Origin of the sequence: Malikia granosa (genome assembly GCF_002980595.1) — a bacterium.
GTDB lineage: Bacteria > Pseudomonadota > Gammaproteobacteria > Burkholderiales > Burkholderiaceae_C > Malikia > Malikia granosa.
Window position 1 is genome coordinate 44,795 of the sequence record NZ_PVLQ01000032.1, and the last position, 17,322, is coordinate 62,116.

Genomic DNA, 17,322 nt, shown 5'->3' on the forward strand with positions numbered 1-17,322 from the left:
CTTTATGAAAGAAAGATCAGTTCAGTTGATAGGTTCAAGCACCAGTTTCTCGCCATCGGGACCGGCCTGCAACCTGACCTGGGCCGGTCGCCCCTGCACATTGGCGGGCAGGGGCTTGTCGCTGGTGCGATAGACACCAGCAATCGAAATCAGTTCGGCTTCCAGGCTGGCCGCGAAGATGCGGGCATCGGTATAGCCGCGCGCGCCGGCGATGGCCTTGCCGCGCAGCGGAGCAAACACATGGATATGGCCGTCGGCGATCACCTCGGCGCCCGGATTGACCATCGCCAACACCACCAGGTCGCGCCCGCGTGCATAGACCTGCTGGCCCGAGCGCAGCGGCTTGTCGACGATCAGTGCCGGCAGCAGTTCGGGTTCCGGCGCGGGTTTGGCGGCTGGGGCAGTCTGACCCGCCGCTTCGGCCCGGGTGTAGGTCGCTTCATCGGCCTGGGCCAGTCCGGCCTGCAGCGCTGACTGCATCTGCTTGGGATTGCCGCCCTTGACCGCCACCGGCATCAGGTGGTAGCGGCGCAGCAGCGGCAGCAAAAAGCTCCACTCCAACGGCTCCTCGCTATCACGCAGCGCCGACAGGTCGATCAGCAGCGGATCGCCGGCGAAGAAATCGGGGCTGTTGCCATAGCGCTGCTGCAGTTCGTTCGCCACCTCGTTGAGATGGGTCGACTTCAGCAACAGCGTCACCAGCGGGAGCTGGGCGCTCTTGACCTCGAACAGATGGGCTGTCGAGCCCGGTGCGGCAGAAGACATGCGAATAACAGTCAGAAAACATAAATCTTAACAGCCAGCGCTGAAATGCCAGAAAAGCCACCAGCTCGTCCCAGGCAAAAGCTTTTTTGTCGCCGTGCAGAGGTTTACGGCTTCTGATTACTCGAATCTACTTTAAAAATAATCATAGTAGTAGAGGAGTGCATGAATCTGTGGATAAGTCTATTTTGTGATTTTTTATCAACAGGTTTTTCTTTGCACAAGCTTGTGGATGGATGATGTTTTGGAATTCGATGCGACGGCAACAAGTCCAGGAAATGCCCACATCCTGTTGATAACAAGGATCTTGCTATCTATCTATCCACAGAGTTATAAAAAATGCCGCCCGGTCGGGGCGGCATGGCGCGGGATCGGCGCTGGCATCGCCAGCCGACAGTGGATCAGGCCTGGACCTGGTAGCCCTCTTCGGCGATCGCGCCGGCCAGCTTCTCGCGCGGTTCGGTGGACTCGACTTCGACCCGGTTCTGGCTGCGGTCGATGTGGACCTGGGCTTGCGGGTCGAGCGCGCGGATGGCCTGGAGCACGGCCTTTTCGCAATGGCCGCAAGTCATGCCGGTGACGGTGAAGATCTGTTGCATCGAGGGTTCCTTTCAAGGGTTGATCAGCCATCGCAGTATCGCGCCAGACCGGCGCTGCCGCAGCCAGCAGGTCATGAACGGGATCGACTTCCGGTTCATACTTGCCCCATGGAACAAGCAAGCACAGCGACAGCAGCGGTGGAGCCTGCCACCGGCGAGACGGATTTCGGCGTCGGCGGCATGACCTGCGCCAGTTGCGTGGGGCGGGTCGAGCGCGCGCTCAGGAAGATTCCCGGTGTCCAGCAGGCCAGCGTCAACCTCGCGACCGAGTCGGTGCGGGTGCATTGGCAGGCGGATGCGGACGATGGGGCCGCCATGGCGGCGCGGCTGCAGCGGGCGGTGCGCGACGCCGGCTACGAGCCGCGGCCGCTCGAAGCCGCCGAGGCCGAACCGGAAAAGGGCTGGCTCGGCTTGCCGCACGACGCCTGGCCGGTCTTGCTGGCCGCCCTGTTGTCGGCGCCGCTGACCTTGCCTATGTTCGGGTCGCTGCTGGGCCAGCACTGGATGCTGCCGGCCTGGCTGCAGTTCGCGCTCGCGACCCCGGTGCAGTTCTGGCTCGGCGCGCGTTTCTACCGCGCCGCCTGGCATGCGATCAAGGCGCGCAGCGGCAATATGGAGCTGCTGGTGGCGATCGGCACCAGCGCGGGCTGGGGCCTGAGCAGCTGGCTCTGGTGGCGCACCGAGGCCGGCGCGATGCCGCATCTGTACTACGAGGGCTCGGCGCTGGTGATCACGCTGGTGCTGCTGGGCAAGTGGCTGGAGTCGCGCGCCAAGCGCCAGGCGACCGAGGCGATCCGCGCGCTGCACGCGCTGCGGCCCGAGGTCGCGCACCTGCTGCCCGACGGCATCAGGCGCGAGGAACTGGTCGACGTGCCGGTGGCCGAGCTGCTGCCGGGCGACCGGGTGCTGGTGCGCCCGGGCGAGCGGGTGCCGGCCGATGGAGCGCTGCGGCAGGGCAGCACCCAGGTCGACGAGTCGATGCTGACCGGCGAGCCGATGCCGGTGCCCAAGCAGCCGGGCGACCGGCTGACCGGCGGCAGCCTGAACGGCGACGGCGCGGTCGAGCTCGAGGTGGCGGCCGTCGGCGCGCAGAGCGTGCTCAACCGCATCATCGCGCTGGTGCAGGACGCGCAGGCGGCCAAGCCGCCGATCCAGCGTCTGGTGGACCAGGTCGCGTCGGTCTTCGTGCCGGCGGTGCTGGCAATTGCGCTGCTGACCTTCTGCGGCTGGTATTTCTGGCAGGGCGCCGCGCTCGAGGACGCGCTGCTGCCGGCGGTGGCGGTACTGGTGATCGCCTGTCCCTGCGCGCTCGGGCTGGCGACGCCAGCGGCGATCATGGCCGGCACCGGGGTCGCGGCTCAGCATGGCATCCTGGTGCAGGATGCCGAGGCGCTCGAGACCGCCTGCCACATCGACACCGTGGCCTTCGACAAGACCGGCACCCTGACCCTGGGCGAGCCGACGCTGAGCGCCCTGGTGGCCGCCACCGGCATGGACGAGTCCGGCGTCCTGCAAGCGGCTGCCGCGCTGCAGCGCCAGAGCGCCCATCCGCTGGCGCGGGCGGTCGTGCTGGCCGCCGAGGCCGCGCCCGGGGCCCAGGCACTGGCCGCCGAGGAAGTACAGGCGGTGCCGGGACGCGGCAGCCATGGCCAGGTGCAAGGTGCCCATCTGCACCTGGGCAGCCTGCGCTGGATGGACGAGCTCGGCGTCGGCCTGGGCCAGCTCGCGGAGCGGGCCCAGGCGATGCAGGCCGAGGGCGCGACGGTGTCGGCGCTCGCGCTGCGCCTGCCCGATGGCCGCTTCGTGCCGCTGGCCTTGTTCGCCTTTGCCGATCTGCCCAAGACCGGCGCGCAGATGGCGGTCGCCCGGCTGCGCGAGCGCGGCCTGCGGCTGTCGATGATCTCGGGCGACAACCGGGGCGCGGCCGAGGCGATGGCGCGCCGCCTCGGGCTGAGCCCGGAGGCCGGCGAGGTGCTGGCCGAGGTGCTGCCCGGCGACAAGGCCGCGCGTATCGCCGCGCTCAAGCAGGGCGGCCACCGGGTGGCGATGGTCGGCGATGGCGTCAACGACGCGCCCGCGCTGGCGGCGGCCGATGTCGGGATCGCGATGGCCTCGGCACGCGGCGGCTCCGATGTCGCGATGCATGCGGCCGGCATCACGCTGATGCGCGGCGATCCGCGCCTGGTCGCGGCAGCGCTCGACATCTCGCGCCGCACGGTCAGCAAGATCCGGCAGAACCTGTTCTGGGCCTTCGCCTACAACGTGGCTGGCATTCCGCTGGCGGCACTGGGCTACCTCGATCCGGTGTTCGCGGGCGCCGCGATGGCGCTGAGCTCGGTCAGCGTGGTCGGCAACGCGCTGCTGCTCAAGCGCTGGCAGCCCGGCGCCTGAGCGCCGGCTGTTGTTTTGCTGCCAGCGGACGGCATTGGGGTCGGGTCCGGCTTGTCTGCAACTGCCTTGCACCGCAGAATTCCAGATCAAAGGGAGAAACATGCGATGAGTGAAACAGCGGGCGGGTCCGGCCTTGTGCGACTGCTGGCAGGCGCCCGCCTGCTGGACTGCCAGCAGCTCGCGGGAGCAGGCGCATGAAGCAGGCGGCCGACAGCGCGCTGCTGACCGACCTCTACCAGCTCACCATGCTGCAGGCCTATCACGACGAGGACCTGCAGCAGACGGCGGTGTTCGAGCTGTTCGTGCGCACGTTGCCGGCACAGCGCCAGTTCCTGCTGCTGGCGGGCATCGAGCCGGCGCTGGCCTTCCTGGAGCAGCTGCGCTTCGACCAAGACGAACTCGACTGGCTGCACGCGACGGGCCGGTTCCGGACCGATTTCCTCGACAGCCTGGCCGAGCTGCGCTTCACCGGCGAGGTGCACGCGATGCGCGAAGGCACGGTCTTCTTTGCCAACGAGCCGGTGCTGCGGGTCGAGGCGCCGATCGCGCAGGCGCAGCTGGTCGAGAGCCGGCTGCTGAACCTGGTCCATTACGCCACCCTGGTCGCGAGCAAGGCCGCACGCTGCAAGCTGGCGGCCCCCGACAACCTGCTGGTCGATTTCGGGCTGCGGCGCGCGCATGGCGCGGAGGCCGGACTGGTCGCGGCAAGATCGAGCTATCTGGCGGGCTTCGCGGGCAGCGCGACCGTGCTGGCGGGCCAGCAATACGGCATCCCGGTGTTCGGCACCATGGCGCATTCCTATGTCGAGGTGCACGAGCTCGAGGTACAGGCCTTCCGGGCCTATGCGGGGTCGCAGACCGGACTGCGCGGGCCGCTCACGCTGCTGATCGATACCTACGACACCGAGGCGGCCGCGCGCAAGATCGTGGCGCTCGCGCCAGCGCTGGAGCGGCGCGGGGCGCGCATCGGGTCGGTGCGGCTCGACAGCGGCGACCTCGCCATGCACGCGCGCCTGGTGCGGACGATATTCGACCAGGGCGGCCTGCAGGAGGTCAGCCTCTTCGCGAGCGGCGACCTCGACGAATGGCGCTTGCGCCAGCTGCTGCGGGCCGGCGCGCCGATCGACGGTTTCGGCGTCGGCACCGCGCTGAGCACCTCGGCCGACGTGCCGGCGCTCGACGCGGTCTACAAGCTGCAGAGCTACGCCGGCAAGCCGCGGCGCAAGCGCTCCGAAGGCAAGGCGACCTGGCCCGGGGCCAAGCAGGTCTGGCGCTGGAGCGGGCCGGACGACCGGATCGAGCGCGACCGGGTGGCGCTGGCCGACGAGCCCGCACCGCCCGGTGCCCAGGCGCTGCTGCAGCCGGTCATGCGCGCCGGTCGCCGCATCGCGCCGCCCGAGCCGCTGGACGCGCTGCGCGCACATGCGGCGGCACAGCTCGCTGCGCTACCCGAGCCGCTGCGCGGAATCGACGCTGCCATGCCGGAACAGGCCTATCCGGTCGCGATCTCGGAAGCGCTGCAGCAGCTCGCGGCCAGCCTGGACCGGCTGCCGCACTGAGCGCCGATCCAGTCTGTGCGAGACTCCTGGCCCATGGACCAGCAAGAAATCGAATACCAGATCGACAGCATCCACGGCTGCCTGCTCGCGCACGAGATCGCGCTGCAGCTCGTGCTCGGCCGCAGCCCCGAAGCGCTCGAGGCCCTGCAGGACATCGATCTGCAGCGGCTCGAAGCCAAGCTGAGGCCGCAGCCCCAGCTGTCCGACGCCACGATCCGGACTGCGATCGAGCAGCTGCGCCGCTTCCAGTCGCTGGGCGGCTGAACCTGGCGCGCGGTTGCTGGCGCAGCTTCAGAGCCGCGCCAGCCGCTCCAGCGCCGCTTGCAGCGTCTCGTCGCGCTTGGCGAAGCACAGCCGCACCACGCCCTGCTCGAAGCCGTCGCCGTAGAAGGCCGACAGCGGGATCGCCGCGACGCCGATCTCGCGCGTCAGCCATTCGCAGAAGGCGGCTTCCGGCAGCTCGCGCTCGGGCAGGGCCAGATCCCGGTAATCGACGCACTGGAAATAGCTGCCCTCGCAGGGCAGCAGGCGCAATCGCGTAGCGCCCAGGCCGGCACGGAACAGCTCGCGCTTGCGCTGGTAGAAGGCGGGCAGCTCCAGATAGGGCTGCGGATCGGCCAGGTGCTGCGCCAGGCCATGCTGGACCGGCGTGTTGACGCTGAAGACGTTGAACTGGTGCACCTTGCGGAACTCGGCCGACAGCGCGGCGGGCGCCGCGACATAGCCGACCTTCCAGCCCGTCACATGGTAGGTCTTGCCGAAGCTGCTGACGATCAGCGCGCGCTCGGCCAGGCCGGGATGGCGCGCCGCCGACGCATGAAGCTGGCCGTCGAACACCATGTGCTCGTAGACCTCGTCGCTGATCAGCCAGACGCCGGTCGGCGCGAGCAGCTCCTGCAGCCTGAGCATGTCGGCCTCGCGCCAGACGGTGCCGCTCGGGTTGTGCGGCGTGTTGACGATCAGCGCGCGCGTGCGCGGGGTCAGCGCCGCCGCGATGCGGTCGAAGTCGGGCCGGAAGCTGCCGGGCTGCAGCGGCACCCGCACCGCAGTGCCGCCGGCCAGCGCGATGCCGGGCACATAGCTGTCGTAGCAGGGGTCGAGCACGATCACCTCGTCACCCGGATGCACCAGCGCGAGCAACGCGGTCAGGATGGCCTGGGTGGCGCCGGCGGTGACGGTGATCTCGCGCTCGGCGTCGTAGGCGCGGCCGTAGAGCGACTGCAGCTTGGCCGCGATGGCCTGGCGCAGCGCCGGCACCCCGGTCATCGGCGCGTACTGGTTGAGGCCGGCGCTCATCGCGTGGCTGACCGCATCGACCAGGCGCGGGTCGCAGTCGAAGTCCGGAAAGCCCTGGCCCAGGTTGACGGCACCGGTCTCGGCCGCGAGCGCCGACATGACGCTGAAGATGGTGGTGCCGACGCCGGGCAGGCGGCTGGGCAGCGGCGGCATCGTCGTGGCCAGCAGGCTGGTGGCGCGGTCAGCACTGGTGGTGTCTTGGCTGACAGGGTTCATGTCGTCCCCGGATGATGAAAGGGTGGTGGAAAGCCGGTCTTCAGCGCAGGAACAGGCCTATCGTCAGCGTGATGCCGATGCAGACCACCAGCACACGCAGCAGCTTCTCGTTGATGCGGTGCAGCGCCCAGGAGCCGGCCATGCCGCCGATCACGGCGCCCGCGCTCAGCACCAGCGCCTCGCGCCAGTGGGCCTCGGGCGAGAAGACGAACAAGGCCACCGCCGACGCGTTCATGACGCCGGCCAGCACGTTCTTGGTCGCAGCCGCATTGCGCGCCGGCAGGCCGGCCATGGTCAGCGCGGCCAGCATCAGGAAGCCGATGCCGCCGCCGAAGTAGCCACCGTAGATCGCGATCAGCAGCTGCACCAGCGCGGCCGCCACCGGCCCGAGATGGGCGCCGCCCTCGGTCGACGGCTTGCGCAGGAAATTGCCCCAGGCGAACACCGCTGTCGCGAACAGCACCAGCCAGGGTACCAGGCGCGCGAACACCGACGAGGGCGTGTTGAGCAGCAGCAGGCCGCCGAGCACGCCGCCGACCAGGCTGATCCAGAACAGCGTCTTGAGGGGCAGCTTGCCCGCTCCAGTGGCGAGCTTGCGCCCGGCCAGCCCGGTGCTGACCTGGGCCGGGAACAGCGCCAGCGTCGAGGTGATGTTGGCCGCCAGCGGCGACATGCCGGTCAGCATCAAGGCCGGCAGGGTGACGAAGGAGCCGCCTCCGGCGAGGGTATTCTGCAGCCCGGCCCACAGGCCGGCAAGGAAGACGATGGCAATCAGCATGGTGGCACGCGAAACTTGGACAAACCGCGAGCATAGCGGCATCATGGCAGCGGCAAGGCGCGCTGGAATGACAGCTCCCGCCAGGCTTTGTGAGAGACTGCGCGTCCGCCAGATTTTCAAACCCCGCCCGCACAGAAACACAGACCCGATGAGTGATTGGAAAATCCAGCAGATGATCAAGGCCTCGGACTGGCCGCTGGCGCCGGAGCTGCTCGCGCCTGGCGCCGACTTCAATGCCCGCTTGGCCGCGGGCCTGGTGCCGTTGCACTGGGCCTGCCGGCAGGGCAAGGCCGGCCTGGTCAGCTACATGATCGAGCAGGGTGCCGACCTGCTGGACCGGACCGAGGACGGGCGTGGCATGCTGGAGCTCGCCACCGACTCCGAGAGCTTCCAGGTCGTGATGCTGGTGATCGACCAGCTCAAGCGGCTGGCCGCGCCGGCGCCCGACGAGACCCTGCGCAAGCGGCTGACCCATGTCTTCCGCAACGGCCACCCGAATTCGAGGAACCGCCTGCAGCAGACCTTCAAGGACTGGGACCGCATCAGCAGGAAGCCGCACAAGCCGGAGGCCGCATGAGCGACGACAGCCCCGAGGTGATCCAGGAAGCGCGGCTCTGGAGCGACGGCCGCTGGACTGCGCGCGTGATCAAGAACGAGGACGACGATGGCTGGGCGGTGGCGATGCTGCTGCGCGGCGAGGACGAGCCGGCGCTGGTCGGTCCCTGGACCATGGGCCGCGACAAGAAGAACCCCAAGCCGCTCGATGCCGCCGCCTTCAACACCCTGGTCAAGACCGCCAGCGAGGTGATCCGGCGTCACGAGCAGCAGCTCCATGCCCAGCTCAACAAGAACGTCAGCGTCACGCTGCAGGGCCAGCGCATCAAGGTGCTGCTGGCGATCGTGCCCGACGAGGAGGGCGCGACCGCGACCTTGAGCGCCGAGGACGAGTTCGGCGCGGAGCTGGCACGGGTGCCGGTGTCGCCGGCCTTCAAGCTCAACGCGGGCAGCGCGCTGGCCTGGATCGAGTCCGGCTTCGAGCGCCCACGCTGAAAGCGCTCCATGGCCGCCGCTGCACCTGACCAGCGCGCCATGGAAACGGTGGCGGACAGCCATGTCAGCGACCTGCCGGCAGCGGCGGCGCTGCGCAGCCTGGGCAGCTCGGAACAGGGGCTGAGCTCGGCGCAGGCCGCGCACCGGCTGCAGCAATACGGCCCGAACCGGCTCGCCGAGGTCGGGATCGAGCCGGCCTGGCGCCGGCTGCTGCGCGAGTTCACGCATTTCTTCGCCATCATCCTGTGGCTGGCGGCCGGGCTGGCGCTGTTCGCCGAGACGCGCAGCCCGGGCGAGGGCATGTGGCAGCTCGGCATCGCGATCCTGGCCGTGATCCTGGTCAACGGCCTGTTCTCGTTCTGGCAGGAGCATCGCGCCGGGCGCGCGATCGACGCGCTGCGCCGGCTGCTGCCGCAGCAGGTCAAGGTGCTGCGCGACGGCCAGCTCGCGATCCTGGCCAGCGCAGCGTTGGTGCCGGGCGATGTCGTGCTGCTCGAGGCCGGCGACAACGTAGCGGCCGACTGCCGCCTGATCGCGGCGAGCGGCGTGCGCGTCGATGCCTCGACGCTGACCGGCGAATCGCTGCCGCAGGCCAGGAACGCGGAGCAGGAAAGCGGACCGGGCAACGCGCTGGAGCGGCGCAACCTGTTGCTCGCGGGGACCTCGCTGGTGTCGGGCGAGGCGCGCGCGCTGGTGTTCGCGACCGGCATGCAGACCGAGTTCGGCCGCATCGCGCAGCTGACGCAGGCGGAGCGCAAGTCCGAGTCCCACCTGCAGCAGGAAATCCGCCGCCTGTCGCGCCTGGTCGCGCTGCTGGCGTCGGGGCTGGGCCTGCTCTTCTTCGGCATCGGCCTGGCGCTGGAGCTGCCGTTCTGGGCCAGCCTGATGTTCGCGATCGGCATCATCGTGGCCAATGTGCCCGAGGGGCTGATGCCGACGGTGACCCTGTCGCTGGCGATGGCGACCCAGCGCATGGCGCGGCGCAACGCGCTGGTCCGGCATCTGCCGGCGGTCGAGACGCTGGGCGCGACGACGGTGATCTGCACTGACAAGACCGGGACCATCACGCAGAACCGCATGACGGTGCGCCAGCTCTACCTGGACCGCCGGATCCAGGACGCGGCATCGGTCCGCAACGGAACGGCCGCACGGCAGCTGCTGCGCAATGCGGCGCTCTGCCACAGCCTCAAGGTCGGCCAGCGCGACGGGCGGGCGGTCTGGCAGGGCGATCCGATGGAGCTGGCCCTGTCGGAGTTCGGCCAGCGCGCGCTGGACTGCGCGGACCTGAAGCTGCTCGGGATGATCGCCTTCGATGCCGACCGACGCCGCATGTCGGTGATCGTCGAGCTCGACGGCGAACGCTGGCTCTACTGCAAGGGCGCGCCCGAGGCCCTGCTGCCGCTGTGCGACAGCCTGGAACATGAGGGACAAGCCGGTCCGCTGGCCGAGAGCGACCGGCAGGCCTTCGAGCAGGCGCAGCAGGCGCTGGCGGACCGCGGCCTGCGCGTGCTGGCCTTCGCCTGCAAGCGGCTGGACCCGGACGAGCCACCGGCCGAGACCGGGCTGATGCTGTCGGGGCTGATCGGGCTGCAAGACCCGCCACGGCCCGGCGTCGCCGAGGCGGTCGGGCGCTGCCAGGCGGCCGGCATCCGGGTCATCATGGTGACCGGCGATCATCCGCACACCGCGGTGGCGATCGCGCGCGAGATCGGACTGGTGCGCGGCGACCAGCCGCGCGTCGTGCTGGGTGAGTCGCTGCGCGGCATGGCGGCGGCCCAGCTGCAGCAGCTGCTCGAAAGCCCCGAGCTGCTGTTCGCCCGCGTCAGCGCCGAGCAGAAGGCGCTGGTGGTCGAGGCGCTCAGGCTGCAGGGCGAGATCGTCGCGGTGACGGGCGACGGCGTCAACGACGCACCAGCGCTCAAGGCGGCGCATATCGGCATCGCGATGGGGCTGTCGGGCACCGACGTGGCCCGGTCGGCGGCCGACATGATCCTGCTCGACGACCATTTCGCGAGCATCGTCAACGCGATCGAGGAGGGGCGCGCGGTGTTCGAGAACCTGCGCAAGTTCCTGACCTACATCCTGACGTCCAACATCCCCGAGCTGGTGCCCTACCTGGCCTATGTGCTGCTCGGCGTGCCGCTGCCGCTGACCGTGATCCAGATGCTGACGGTCGACCTCGGCACCGACCTGCTGCCGGCGCTCGCGCTCGGCGCCGAGCCGCCCGATCCGGCCGTGATGCAACGACCGCCGCGCCCCGCAGCCGAGCGCCTGCTGTCCTGGAGCGTGCTGGCGCGCGCCTACCTCTGGCTCGGGCCGATGCAGGCGGCGATCTCGCTGTTCGTATTTTTCCTGCTGCTGCAGCGGGGCGGCTGGCATTGGGGAATGGCGCTCGATCACCGCGAACCGCTCTACCTGCAGGCGACGACCGCCTGCCTGGCGACCATCGTCGCGGCACAGGTCGTCAACGTCTTCGTCTGCCGCCATCCGGTCGCGCCGGCCTGGTCCTTCGGCCTGCGCCGCAACCCCTTGCTGCTGGCTGGACTCGGCGTCGAGCTGCTGCTGCTCATGCTGATCGTCTACAGCGCGCCGGGCCAGTGGCTGTTCGGCACCGCACCCTTCGATCCGGCGCTCTGGTGGCTGATCGCGCCGCTCGCGCTGCTGCCCGGACTGGCCGAGGAAGGCCGCAAGTGGCTGCTGCGGCGTCAGGCGGCGCAGGCAGGATAGCCGGGCCGGTACATCGAGGCCAGGATCGCCAGCTCGGGGTCGTCCGGGCGGGGCTGGGTGGCCAGGCCGTCGCGCCAGGCGGTGGTAGCGACCGCCACGGCCACCGCGAGCGCGACCTCGCGCAGCCGGTCCTGGCCCGGGAAGATGCGGCCGCTGGCGAGGTCGGCATCCTTCACCTGGGCGGCCAGCGCGGCGGCGGCGGCGAAGAACATCGCGTCGCTCACCCGCGTCGCGCCGCTGGCGAGCAGGCCCAGGCCGACGCCGGGAAAGATGTAGGCATTGTTGGCCTGGCCCGGCACCAGGGTGCGGCCGGCAAGCTCGACCGGCGCGAACGGGCTGCCGGCGGCGAAGATGGCGCGCCCCTCGGTCCATTCATAGGCCTGCTGCGCGCTGCACTCGGCCTTGGCAGTCGGGTTTGACAGCGCGAACACCACCGGGCGCTCGCAATGGCGGGCCAACGCGTGCAGGACCGGCTGGCTGAACAGCTGGCCCATGCCCGAGGCGCCAATCAGGACCGTGGGCTGCAGCACCGAGATGGCCTGCTCCAGGTCAGCCAGCGGCGCGCGCGGCTGGGCATGCGGCTGCTTGTGTGCTGGGAGTCCGGGACGGCCGGCGACCAGCAGGCCCTGGGTGTCGAGCAGCCAGCAGCGCTCGCGCGCCTGTTCCAGGCTCAGGCCCTGGGCGACCATCGCGGCCTTGACCATGGTCGCGATCCCGAGCGCGGCCTCGCCGGCGCCAACGAACAGCAGCCGCTGCCCGGTCAGCTTGCCGCCCGTGATGCGCAGCGCCGAATTGACCGCTGCCAGCCCCATCGCGCCAGTGCCCTGGATGTCGTCGTTGAAGCAGCAGAGCCGCTCGCGGTAGCGCGCCAGCAAGGCAAAGGCATGGCGGTTCGAGAAGTCCTCGAACTGCAGCAGCACGCCCGGAAAGCATTCCTGCACCGCGCTGACGAACTCCTCGAGCAGCGCGTCGTAGTCATCGTCCTGCAGCCGGGGCTGGCGCAGCCCGAGATAGAAGGGGTCGTCGCGCAGCGTCGCGTTGTCGGTGCCGACATCGAGCATCACGGGCAGGCAGGAGCCGGGCGCGATGCCGCCGCAGGCGCTGTAGAGGTCGAGCTTGCCGATCGGAATCCCCATGCCGTTGGCGCCAAGGTCGCCGAGCCCGAGGATGCGCGAGCCGTCGGTGACGACGATGGCGCGCACCGGCCCGGCCGGCCAGCGGCGCAGCAGCTCGCGCACGCGGCCACGGTCCCTGGCCGTGACGTAGAGCCCGCGCGGCGCCTGGAAGATGCGGCCGAACTGCTGGCAGGCCTGGCCCACCGTCGGCGTGTAGACCAGCGGCAGCAACTCGGCCAAGTGGTCGAGCAGGGCGCGCTGGAACAGCAGCTCGCTGCGCTCGCGCAAGGCCATCAGCCAGCAGTAGCGGTCCAGGTCACTGGCTTGCCGCTTGAGGTTGTCGATCACGCGCGCGACCTGGCGCTCGGGCGTCTCGACTGCCGGCGGCAGCAGCCCGCGCAAGCCCAGCGCGTCGCGCTCGGCCTCGGAAAACGCCGTGCCGCGATTGGCCGTTGCGTCGCGCAGCAAGGCCGCGCCTGTCAGAGAGCCGCTCATGTCCGTCCTCCCTGGCGGGGTGCTGCCGTGCGGGCGATTTGACCCGGGCCGGTCCCGCCTTCATGATGTGTCATGCACTATAAACGCTAGCAAGCGAAATGAAGAGGGATTCCAGCCATGATGCCGGTCCGCTGCTGGCGCTGATCGCCGCGCTCTGCCGCGAGCTGCGGCCGGGCCCGCCAGCGCCCCTGCTGACGCTGGACAGCGAGCTCGAGCGCGACGCCGAGCTCGACAGCCTGGCGCGCGCCGAGCTGCTGGTCCGCATCGAGTCCGCCTTCGGCGTCCGGCTGCCGCAGCGCCTGATCGGCGAGGCGCAGACGCCGCGCGACTTCCTGCGCGCGCTGGCGGCGGCCGACAGCCAGGCCCTGCCGGTGCCGGAATCCGCTCCTGCGATGGGCATAGCGGGAGCAGCCGAGGCAAAGGGCGAACCGGCCCCCGATCAGCTGGCGACGCTGGGCGCCGTGCTGGCCTGGCATGCCCGGCGCCAGCCCGAGCGCACCCATCTGATCCTGCTCGACGAGGACGGCACCGCACATCCCCTGAGCTACGGCTTGCTGCAACAGCAGGCGCAAGCGGTCGCGGCCGGCCTGCAGGCGCGCGACATCGTCCGCGGCGACATGGTCGCCCTCATGCTGCCGACCGGGCTGGAATTCTTTCCCTGCTTCCTCGGCATCCTGCTGGCCGGCGCGGTGCCGGTGCCGATCTACCCGCCGGCGCGGCCGTCCCAGCTCGAGGACCATCTGCGCCGTCACGCGGTCATCCTCGACAATGCCGGCGCCCGGCTGCTGGTCGCCAGCGGCGAGGTCGCCTTGCCGGCCGGACTGCTGCGCGGGCTGGTGGCAGGACTGCGCGGCGTGGTGCTCGCGGACGATCTGCTGGCCTGCCGCGCCAACCCGGCCCAGGCGCCGGCGGCCGGCCAGGACCTGGCGCTGCTGCAGTACACCTCGGGCAGTACCGGCAACCCCAAGGGCGTGACGCTGACGCACGCCCAGCTGCTGGCCAATATCCGCGCCATGGCGCGCGCCGCCGCCGTCAGGCCGGATGATGTGTTCGTGAGCTGGCTGCCGCTCTATCACGACATGGGGCTGATCTGCGCCTGGCTGTCCTGTCTGGTCTACGCGATCCCCTTCGTCGTGATGTCGCCGCTGCGCTTCCTGGCAGCACCGCAGCGCTGGCTGCAGGCCATCCACGACTACCGCGGCACGCTGTCGGGCGCGCCCAACTTCGCCTACGAGCTCTGCCTGCGCCGCGTGCCCGACGATCTGCTCGGGCAGCTCGACCTGTCTGGCTGGCGCGTCGCCTTCAATGGCGCCGAGCCGGTCAACCCCGGTACGATGGAGCGCTTCGCGGCGCGCTTTGCCGCCTGCGGCCTCGACCCCAAGGCGCTCTCGCCGGTCTATGGCCTGGCCGAATGCGCGGTCGGGCTCGCGTTCACGCCGCAGCGCGGGCTGCTGGTCGATCGCATAGGCCGGGCCGCGTTCTCGACCCTGGGCCAGGCAATCCCAGCAGCGCCCGACGATCCGAATCCGCTGCGCTTCGTCGCCTGCGGCCGGCCGCTGCCCGGCTACGAGCTGCGCGTGGTCGACGCCAGCGGCAGCGAGCTGCCCGAACGGCGCGAGGGCCGGCTGCAGTTCCGCGGTCCCTCGGCGACTTCCGGCTACTGGCGCAATCCGCAGGCAAACGCCAAACTGTTCGATGGCGACTGGCTCGAGACCGGCGACTACGCCTACCTCGCGGGCGGCGAGCTGTACCTGACCGGCCGTGCCAAGGACATCGTGATCAAGGCCGGGCGCAACATCTACCCGCAGGAGGTCGAGGAGGCGGTGGGCCGCCTTGCCGGCGTGCGCCCGGGCTGCGTCGCGGTCTTCGGCAGCCCCGATCCGGCCAGCGGCACCGAGCGCCTGGTCGTCGCGGCCGAGACCCGGCTCAGCGAAGCCACCGCGCTGACGGCGCTGCGGCAGGCGATCCAGGACCAGGTGGTGGATCTGCTCGGCTTGCCGGCCGACGAGATCTGGCTATCGGACCGGCGCATCGTGCTCAAGACCTCGAGCGGCAAGGTCAGGCGCGCCGCCAGCCGGGCGCTGTTCGAGCAGGGCCTGCCCGAGGCCGAGCCACGCGCGGCCTGGCTGCAGCTGGCGCGGGTCTTCGTCGCGGGTGCCTGGCCCAGGCTAGGGCGCCTGGCTACCCGGGTCGCCGAGCGGCTGGCGGGGGCCTGGGCGGTCGCCGCCTTCGCACTGCTGGCGCTGCCGGTCTGGCTCGGGGTCGCGTTGACGCGCCGACCCGCCACGGCCTGGCTGCTGCTGCACCGCGCGGCGCGGATCTGGCTAGCGCTGGCCGGCATCAGGCTCGAACAGGTCGATCAGTCCGGGCCAGCCACAGGCGAAGCCAGGCTGCTGGTCGCCAACCACGCCAGCTACCTCGACGGCCTGCTGCTGATCGCGGCGCTGCCCGCGCCGGGCTGGCGCTTCGTCGCCAAGCGCGAGCTGCGCGGCAGCTTCTGGTCGCGCGTCCTGCTGGAGCGCCTCGGCTGCCTGTTCGTCGAGCGCTTCGACCTGCAGCAAGGCCTGGCCGACGCCGAGAGGCTGGCCGAGGCGGCAAGACAGGGCCAGCGACTGGCGGTTTTCCCGGAAGGGACCTTCACGCGCGCGCCCGGACTGCGACCTTTCCACATGGGCGCCTTCGTCGCGGCGGCACGCGCCGGCCTGGCGCTGCGGCCGGTGGCGCTGGCCGGAAGCCGCGACCGGCTGCGCGACGGCCACTGGCTGCCCAGGCCAGGCAAGGTGCGCGTCACCCTCGGCCCGGTGCTGGACCCCGAGCCGCTGGCAGGCAGCGAATGGGAGCGTGCGCTCGCGCTGCGCGATGCCGCGCGCGCCGCGATCCTGGCCGGCTGCGGCGAACCCGACCTGCAGCGCTGACCTGTCTGAGCCTCAGCCCTCCAGCGCTGCGCGTCGGCCGCGTTCGGCATTCACGCCCGCCAGCAGCGCCAGCCCGATCAGGAAATAGCTGCCGGTCACCAGGATCGCCAACCGGTGGTCGCCACCGCTGATCCAGGTCACCGCGCCATAGGTCAGCGGCCCGAGGATGGACGACAGCTTGACCGCCAGCCCCCAGAGGCCGAAGAACTCGCCATGCCGGCTCTCGGGTGCCAGATAGCCGACCAGCGCGCGCGCGGCCGACTGGCTCGCGCCCAGGCACAGGCCGGCGATATTGGCTGCGATCCAGAACGGCGTCGCTCCCTGCGCCGACCAGGCCAGCAGCACCATGACGATCCAGCCGACCAGGGTCAGCGCGATCGCGCGCACATGGCCGATCCGGTCCTGCCAGCGCCCGAAGGCCAGCGCACCGAGCGCCGCCGTGATGTTGACCAGGAAGATCAGCTGGATCGTGTCGGCGGTCGAGAAGCCCATCGCCTGCTCGGCATAGATCGCCGCCAGCGCGATCACCGCCTGGATGCCGGCCTGGTAGAACACGATGCAGAGCATGAAGCGGCGCATGTCGCGGTAGCGACCGGCCTGGCGCAGCGTGGCCAGCACCCGGCCCCAGGCCGATTCGCTGCTGCGCGGCTGCGGCGTCGCGCGCTCGCGCAGCAGCAGGAAGGTCGGCAGCGAGGCCAGCGCGAACAGCGTCGCCGTGATCAGCATCGAGACCGGGACGAAATGCGCCGCGCCCTGGCCGTTGGCCTGCGCCCAGCCGATGTAGCCCAGGCAGGCGCCCAGGCTCAGCAGTCCGCCGACATAGCCCAGGCCCCAGCCCCAGCCCGAGACCTGGCCCAGGCGGTCGGGCTCGGCGAGCTCGGGCAGGAAGGCGGCGACCAGGTTCTCGCCGCTGCCGAAGCAGAAGTTCGACAGCAGCACGAAGGCCAGCGCCAGCGCGACCGCCCCCGGACCGGCCAGCGCCAGGCCCATGGTGCCGAGCACGCAGCCCAGCGTGGTCCAGGCCAGCAAGCGCTTCTTGGCCGCATGGGTATCGGCCCAGGCACCGAGCAAGGGTGCGCTGAGCAGGATCAGCAGGTAGGACAGCGACAGCGCGGCGGTCCAGGCAAAGGTGGCCCAGGGCGCACCGCCCGCGACCACCGAGACGAAATAGGCGTTGAACACCGCGGTGATCACCACCGTCGTGTAGCCCGAGTTGGCGAAGTCGTACATCGCCCAGGCCCAGGCTTCGCGCTTGCGCACGCCGGGCTTCAGCGGGCCGGCATTGGCAGCCTGTCGGACGGCATTGGCGGCGACGCTGGAGGAGGGCGGGGTGTCGGGGCGGTGGAGGTCGGACATGGGGGCGATGTTAGCCCCGCGCTGCGACAGCCAGCCGCCCCCGGGCCGTCAAGCCCTGGCCGG

13 protein-coding genes are annotated in these 17,322 nt (G+C 70.4%); 7 read left to right on the plus strand and 6 right to left on the minus strand.

Annotated features, from left to right (window positions below; all coding sequences use genetic code 11):
* Positions 1–21: 21 nt before the first annotated feature.
* Positions 22–765, minus strand: a complete 744-nt coding sequence (gene minC / locus C6P64_RS10425; protein WP_105748500.1) for a septum site-determining protein MinC — start codon at positions 763–765, stop codon at positions 22–24.
* 398 nt (positions 766–1,163) lie between these two features.
* Entirely contained in the window at positions 1,164–1,361 is a 198-nt protein-coding gene (locus C6P64_RS10430; protein ID WP_105748501.1) for a heavy-metal-associated domain-containing protein, read from the minus strand.
* A gap of 108 nt (positions 1,362–1,469) precedes the next feature.
* Here C6P64_RS10430 and C6P64_RS10435 point away from each other — a divergent pair, with 108 nt between their 5' ends.
* The 3 genes from C6P64_RS10435 to C6P64_RS10445 all read left to right on the plus strand — a co-directional run bounded on the left by C6P64_RS10435 (position 1,470) and on the right by C6P64_RS10445 (position 5,575).
* Entirely contained in the window at positions 1,470–3,752 is a 2,283-nt protein-coding gene (locus C6P64_RS10435; protein WP_105748502.1) for a heavy metal translocating P-type ATPase, read from the plus strand.
* A gap of 194 nt (positions 3,753–3,946) precedes the next feature.
* Entirely contained in the window at positions 3,947–5,311 is a 1,365-nt protein-coding gene (locus tag C6P64_RS10440; protein ID WP_105748503.1) for a nicotinate phosphoribosyltransferase, read from the plus strand.
* Positions 5,312–5,344: 33 nt separating this feature from the next.
* Positions 5,345–5,575: a hypothetical protein gene (locus C6P64_RS10445; protein ID WP_105748504.1), complete on the plus strand. Its 231-nt coding sequence runs from the start codon at positions 5,345–5,347 to the stop codon at positions 5,573–5,575.
* Between the two features lie 27 nt (positions 5,576–5,602).
* Here the strand turns inward: C6P64_RS10445 and C6P64_RS10450 are convergent, their stop codons facing one another.
* Both C6P64_RS10450 and C6P64_RS10455 read right to left on the minus strand, forming a co-directional pair.
* Positions 5,603–6,760, minus strand: a complete 1,158-nt coding sequence (locus C6P64_RS10450; RefSeq protein WP_170073080.1) for a pyridoxal phosphate-dependent aminotransferase — start codon at positions 6,758–6,760, stop codon at positions 5,603–5,605.
* 103 nt (positions 6,761–6,863) lie between these two features.
* A complete protein-coding gene (locus C6P64_RS10455) occupies positions 6,864–7,601 on the minus strand; it encodes a sulfite exporter TauE/SafE family protein (protein WP_425436746.1) in 738 nt (245 codons plus the stop codon).
* Between the two features lie 148 nt (positions 7,602–7,749).
* Here C6P64_RS10455 and C6P64_RS10460 point away from each other — a divergent pair, with 148 nt between their 5' ends.
* Genes C6P64_RS10460 through C6P64_RS10470 form a run of 3 tightly spaced genes read left to right on the plus strand, consistent with a single transcriptional unit; the run spans position 7,750 to position 11,378 of the window.
* Entirely contained in the window at positions 7,750–8,178 is a 429-nt protein-coding gene (locus C6P64_RS10460; RefSeq protein WP_146115901.1) for an ankyrin repeat domain-containing protein, read from the plus strand.
* Positions 8,175–8,651, plus strand: a complete 477-nt coding sequence (locus C6P64_RS10465; protein WP_105748507.1) for a hypothetical protein — start codon at positions 8,175–8,177, stop codon at positions 8,649–8,651. Before C6P64_RS10460 ends, C6P64_RS10465 begins: the two co-directional genes overlap by 4 nt.
* 9 nt (positions 8,652–8,660) lie before the next feature.
* Positions 8,661–11,378, plus strand: a complete 2,718-nt coding sequence (locus tag C6P64_RS10470) for a cation-translocating P-type ATPase (RefSeq protein WP_146115902.1) — start codon at positions 8,661–8,663, stop codon at positions 11,376–11,378.
* On the opposite strand, the gene C6P64_RS10475 is transcribed toward C6P64_RS10470, so the two are convergent.
* Entirely contained in the window at positions 11,357–12,988 is a 1,632-nt protein-coding gene (locus tag C6P64_RS10475; RefSeq protein WP_105748509.1) for an NAD-dependent malic enzyme, read from the minus strand. The two genes, C6P64_RS10470 and C6P64_RS10475, sit on opposite strands and share 22 nt — an antisense overlap.
* 98 nt (positions 12,989–13,086) lie before the next feature.
* On the opposite strand from C6P64_RS10475, the gene C6P64_RS10480 reads away from it, so the two are divergent.
* Positions 13,087–15,903, plus strand: a complete 2,817-nt coding sequence (locus C6P64_RS10480; protein ID WP_105748510.1) for an AMP-binding protein — start codon at positions 13,087–13,089, stop codon at positions 15,901–15,903.
* Between the two features lie 12 nt (positions 15,904–15,915).
* Here the strand turns inward: C6P64_RS10480 and C6P64_RS10485 are convergent, their stop codons facing one another.
* The gene (locus C6P64_RS10485) at positions 15,916–17,259 is read right to left on the minus strand and encodes an MFS transporter (RefSeq protein ID WP_170073079.1); all 1,344 of its coding nucleotides are present in this window, start codon (positions 17,257–17,259) and stop codon (positions 15,916–15,918) included.
* Between the last annotated feature and the right edge of the window lie 63 nt (positions 17,260–17,322).

What these genes read in the sequence shown, in the direction of transcription:
- minC (WP_105748500.1), bottom strand. Translation starts at nt 765, where the DNA reads ATGTCTTCTGCCGCACCGGGCTCGACAGCCCATCTGTTCGAGGTCAAG.
- C6P64_RS10430 (WP_105748501.1), bottom strand. Translation starts at nt 1,361, where the DNA reads ATGCAACAGATCTTCACCGTCACCGGCATGACTTGCGGCCATTGCGAA.
- C6P64_RS10435 (WP_105748502.1), top strand. Translation starts at nt 1,470, where the DNA reads ATGGAACAAGCAAGCACAGCGACAGCAGCGGTGGAGCCTGCCACCGGC.
- C6P64_RS10440 (WP_105748503.1), top strand. Translation starts at nt 3,947, where the DNA reads ATGAAGCAGGCGGCCGACAGCGCGCTGCTGACCGACCTCTACCAGCTC.
- C6P64_RS10445 (WP_105748504.1), top strand. Translation starts at nt 5,345, where the DNA reads ATGGACCAGCAAGAAATCGAATACCAGATCGACAGCATCCACGGCTGC.
- C6P64_RS10450 (WP_170073080.1), bottom strand. Translation starts at nt 6,760, where the DNA reads ATGCCGCCGCTGCCCAGCCGCCTGCCCGGCGTCGGCACCACCATCTTC.
- C6P64_RS10455 (WP_425436746.1), bottom strand. Translation starts at nt 7,601, where the DNA reads ATGCTGATTGCCATCGTCTTCCTTGCCGGCCTGTGGGCCGGGCTGCAG.
- C6P64_RS10460 (WP_146115901.1), top strand. Translation starts at nt 7,750, where the DNA reads ATGAGTGATTGGAAAATCCAGCAGATGATCAAGGCCTCGGACTGGCCG.
- C6P64_RS10465 (WP_105748507.1), top strand. Translation starts at nt 8,175, where the DNA reads ATGAGCGACGACAGCCCCGAGGTGATCCAGGAAGCGCGGCTCTGGAGC.
- C6P64_RS10470 (WP_146115902.1), top strand. Translation starts at nt 8,661, where the DNA reads ATGGCCGCCGCTGCACCTGACCAGCGCGCCATGGAAACGGTGGCGGAC.
- C6P64_RS10475 (WP_105748509.1), bottom strand. Translation starts at nt 12,988, where the DNA reads ATGAGCGGCTCTCTGACAGGCGCGGCCTTGCTGCGCGACGCAACGGCC.
- C6P64_RS10480 (WP_105748510.1), top strand. Translation starts at nt 13,087, where the DNA reads ATGAAGAGGGATTCCAGCCATGATGCCGGTCCGCTGCTGGCGCTGATC.
- C6P64_RS10485 (WP_170073079.1), bottom strand. Translation starts at nt 17,259, where the DNA reads ATGTCCGACCTCCACCGCCCCGACACCCCGCCCTCCTCCAGCGTCGCC.